The following is a 4,122-nucleotide window of genomic DNA, read 5'->3' as shown; positions in this document are numbered from 1 at the left end:
CCCTTCGGGGGCGGGAGGTGGGTGGTTGCTGCGTACGGGCGCAGCAGGCCGCCTGGCGGCCGCCGGTTCAGCCGGCCCGCGCGGCCGGCCCGGTGGCGGTCACGCCCGCCCCGGCGCGCCGGCCAGCGCACCCGCATTGCTGTCCGCAAGGACGTCCGTACGGCCGAGGACCAGCGAGTCGCAGATCTCGCCCGAGCGGATCGCGAGCGTGGAGAGCAGCGTCGACGTGATGCCGTGGGTGTGCTCGGTGCCGCCGCCCTGGAGGTAGATGCCGGCGCGGACGCGCCCGGTGGTCAGGACGCGGTGGTCGCGGTCGATGCGCAGCCGCCCCTGCTCGTCCGTCAGGCACTCCGCGGCCAGGTCGCCGAGCAGCTCGGCCGGATCGGCGGGCCGGTAGCCGGTGGCGAGGACGACGGCGTCGCAGTCGAGGACGAGCTCCTCGCCCGTGGCGAGGGAGCGGATCACGGCCCGCGCCCCGCCGCCCGGGATGTCCTCGACGGCGGTGAGGCGGCTGGTGTTGAGGATGCGCAGCCGCTCGCGCCCCTGGACCTTCTCCTGGTACGCGGTGCGGTAGAGCGCTTCGATCAGCTCTCCGTCGACGACCGAGTAGTTGGTGTTGGCGTGGTAGCCGAGGAGGGCCTGCTTGACGTCCTCGGGCGCGTCGTAGAAGTGGTCGACGGCGGCGGGGTCGAAGATGCGGTTGGCGTAGGGGCTGTCGTCGGCGGGGCTGTAGCCGTAGCGCGAGAAGACGGCGCAGACCTCGGCGCCGGGGAAGGTGCGGTGGAGGTATTCGGCGCTCTCGGCGGCGGACTGGCCCGCGCCGACGACGACGAAGCGGCGGTGCGGCGTGGCGGTGAGCCCGGCCGCGCGGAAGAGCAGGTCGCGGTTGTGCCACACGTGCGGGCCGGCGGTGACGCCGTCGGGCAGGCGCGGGGTGAGGCCGGTGCCGAGGACGACGTTGCGCGTGCGGCGGACGCTCTCGTCGGCGGGGCCGTGCGCGGCGCGGGAGACGACGTCCAGGTGGTCGATGACGCCGTCGGCGTCCCGCACGGGGTGCAGCGCGACGGCGGCCCGGCCGTAGTCGACGGCGGAGGCGAACTCGGCGGCGCACCAGCTGAGGTAGTCGTGGAACTCGACGCGCGTGGGGAAGAACGTCTTCTGGTTGATGAAGTCGGCGAGCCGGCCGCGCTCCTGCAGGTAGTGCAGGAAGGAGAAGCGGCTGCCGGGGTCCCGCTGGGTGACGAGGTCCTTGAGGAAGGACACCTGCATGGTCGCGCCCTCGATGAGCATGCCGCGGTGCCAGCCGAAGCGCTCCTGGCGCTCCAGGAATCCTGCGCGGAGCTCGCTGCCGGGGTTGCGGCGGTTGTGGTCGTCGATCGCGATGGCGAGGGCGAGGTTGGCGGGGCCGAAGCCTATGCCGACGAGGTCCTCGATGGGGCCGCACCCCGTGTGTGCGGAGTCCCCGCGCCGTACCGACATGCTCATCCTTTCGTTGGCTGCTCTTCCCGCGACGCCGTACCGGCGTGACCCGCCGTGCGGAACCCGCTGTGCAGGACCCGTTGTGCAGGTCAGGGGGCGTGGAGGGGGCAACCCAAGAACGTGAATGCTTAGGTTAGCCTAACCTAACTTTCAGGCCAGGTGGACTGTCAAGCTCCGTCTGTTCCGTCTGCTCCGGCTGCTCCATCGCTCCCGGCGGCGTCCAGCACGCGCGGCAACGCGCGGACAAAGGCGTCCACTTGCTCCTCACCGAGGACGAGCGGGGGCGCGAGCCGCAGCACGTCCGGGACCGCCGCGTTCACCAGGAACCCCGCCTCCAGCGCGGCCCGCTGCACCCGTGCGGCCACCGGCGCGGTGAGCACCACGCCCAGCAGCAGGCCCGCTCCGCGCACTTCGCGCAGCAGCGGATGGCCCGTGCCCTCGATGCCGGCCCGCAACCGCTCCCCCACGCGCCGCACGTGCCCCAGCAGGCCGTCGGCCTCGATCGTCGCGAGGACGGCCAGGGCAGCCGCGCAGGCCACCGGGTTGCCGCCGAACGTGGAACCGTGCTGACCGGGCGTCAGCAGCCCGGCAGCGCGCCCGAAGGCCACGGTGGCCCCAATGGGCAGGCCGCCGCCGAGGCCCTTCGCGAGGGTCACGACGTCCGGTTCCACCCCCGCGGCCTCGTGGGCGAACCAGTGCCCGGTCCGCCCGATCCCCGTCTGGACCTCGTCCAGGACGAGCAGCGCCCCGGCGGCCGCGGTGGCCTCCCGGGCCGCCCGCAGATAGCCCGGTGGGGCGGGCACCACGCCGTTCTCGCCCTGTACGGGCTCCAGGAACACCGCCGCCGTCCGCTCGTCCACCGCGGCCCGCAGCGCCTGCACGTCCCCGTACGGCACGTGCGTCACCTCGCCGGGCAGGGGCAGGAAGGGATCCTGCTTGGCGGGCTGGCCGGTCAGCGCCAGCGCGCCCATCGTGCGGCCGTGGAAACCGCCGGCCGCGGCGACCATCCGGGTGCGCCCGGTCCGGCGCGCGATCTTGAACGCCGCTTCGACGGCCTCCGCGCCCGAGTTGGAGAAGAACACCCGGCCCTCCCGGCCGGCCAGCTCCAGCAGCCGCTCGGCCAGCCGTACGGGCGGCTCGGCCGCGTACAGGTTGGACACGTGCCCGAGGGCGGCGATCTGGCCGGACACCGCCCGGACGACCGCCGGGTGCCCGTGGCCGAGGGCGTTGACGGCGATCCCGCCGACGAGATCGAGGTACGTCCGGCCGTCCGCGTCCCGGACCGTCGCCCCTTCGCCGCGTACCAGCGCCAGCGGGGGCGTGCCGTACGTGTCCATCAAGGCGCCACGCCACCGTTGCGTCAGCGCGGCGCCCCGCCCGGCCGGACACGGGTTGTCCTGCCGCTCGCTCACGCGGGCACCTGCTCCCGGATCGCGGCCGGGTCCGGGACGACGGCGGTGCCGGTGCCCTCGCCCGTGAAGACCTCCAGCAGCAGGGAGTGCGGCACCCGGCCGTCCAGGACGTGCGCCGCGCCCACGCCCCCGCGGACCGCCCGCAGACAGCCCTCCATCTTCGGCACCATGCCGCTCGCCAAGTCGGGCAGCAACGCCTTCAGTTGACTGACCGTCAGGCTGCGGATGACGTCCGTGCTGTGCGGCCAGTCCGCGTACAGACCCTCCACGTCGGTGAGGACGATCAGCTTCTCGGCTCGCAGCGCCTCGGCGAGGGCGGCGGCGGCCAGATCGGCGTTGATGTTGTAGACCTCGCCGCCGGCGCCGCGCGCGACGGGCGAGACGACGGGGATGCGGCCGCAGCCGAGCAGGGCCTCCAGGGTCTCCGGGTCCACGTCCACGATGTCGCCGACCAGCCCGATGTCCACGGGCTCGCCGTCCACCTCGGCCATCCGCCGGACGGCGGTCATGGTGTGGGCGTCCTCGCCGGTCATCCCGACAGCAAACGGGCCGTGACGGTTGATCAGACCCACGAGTTCGCGCTGCACCTGCCCGGCGAGGACCATGCGGACGACGTCCATGGCCTCCGGGGTGGTCACGCGCAGGCCGGCCTTGAACTCCGAGGCGATGCCCAGCCGGTCGAGGTGCGCGCTGATCTGCGGGCCGCCGCCGTGCACGACGACGGGGCGCAGCCCCGCGTACCGCAGGCAGACGACGTCCTGGGCGAAGGCGGCTTTGAGCTGGTCGTCGACCATGGCGTTGCCGCCGAACTTGATGACGACGGTCTTGCCGTGGAAGCGCCGGAGCCAGGGCAGCGCTTCGAGGACGGTACGGGCTTTGGTGGTCATGAGGAGTAAGCGCTGTTCTCGTGGACGTAGTCGGCGGTGAGGTCGTTGGTGCGGACGGTCGCCGTGGCGTCGCCGGCCGCGAGGTCGGCGACGATGTGCACCTCGCGGGGGCGCATGTCGACGAGGTCGCGGTCGTCGCCGACGGAGCCGTTGCGGCACACCCGGACATCGTTGATCGCCACGTTGAGCCGGTCCGGATCGAACGCCGCGGACGTCGTACCGATCGCGGACAGCACACGGCCCCAGTTCGGATCCTCACCGTGCAGAGCACACTTGAGGAGGTTGTTACGGGCGATGGACCGCCCGACCTCGACGGCGTCGTCCTCGCTGGCCGCGTTGATCAC

Annotated in this window: 4 protein-coding genes; all 4 read right to left on the bottom strand. The window is 73.2% G+C overall.

Annotated features, from left to right (window positions below; all coding sequences use genetic code 11):
* Window positions 1-99: 99 nt before the first annotated feature.
* Window positions 100-1,479 carry a lysine N(6)-hydroxylase/L-ornithine N(5)-oxygenase family protein gene (locus tag ACSNOH_RS33675; protein ID WP_436725249.1) on the bottom strand — a complete coding sequence of 460 codons (1,380 nt, stop codon included), beginning with the start codon at window positions 1,477-1,479 and terminating at the stop codon, window positions 100-102.
* A 167-nt stretch (window positions 1,480-1,646) separates the two neighbouring features.
* Window positions 1,647-2,891, bottom strand: a complete 1,245-nt coding sequence (locus ACSNOH_RS33670; protein WP_436725248.1) for an acetylornithine transaminase — start codon at window positions 2,889-2,891, stop codon at window positions 1,647-1,649.
* Entirely contained in the window at window positions 2,888-3,778 is an 891-nt protein-coding gene (gene argB / locus ACSNOH_RS33665) for an acetylglutamate kinase (protein ID WP_436725247.1), read from the bottom strand. The genes ACSNOH_RS33670 and argB overlap by 4 nt, the downstream gene beginning before the upstream one ends.
* A partial coding sequence (locus ACSNOH_RS33660) for a bifunctional ornithine acetyltransferase/N-acetylglutamate synthase (RefSeq protein WP_436725246.1) occupies window positions 3,775-4,122 on the bottom strand: 348 nt, incomplete at its 5' end. The genes ACSNOH_RS33660 and argB, both read right to left, overlap by 4 nt.

The organism is Streptomyces sp. URMC 127 (genome assembly GCF_051386535.1).
GTDB lineage: Bacteria > Actinomycetota > Actinomycetes > Streptomycetales > Streptomycetaceae > Streptomyces.
Note: the sequence above shows the minus strand (reverse complement) of the source record. Positions and strands in the feature narration are given on the sequence as shown.

Bases quoted from the DNA above. Each gene is read 5' to 3' on its own strand.
- ACSNOH_RS33675 (WP_436725249.1), bottom strand. From the start codon at position 1,479: ATGTCGGTACGGCGCGGGGACTCCGCACACACGGGGTGCGGCCCCATC.
- argB (WP_436725247.1), bottom strand. From the start codon at position 3,778: ATGACCACCAAAGCCCGTACCGTCCTCGAAGCGCTGCCCTGGCTCCGG.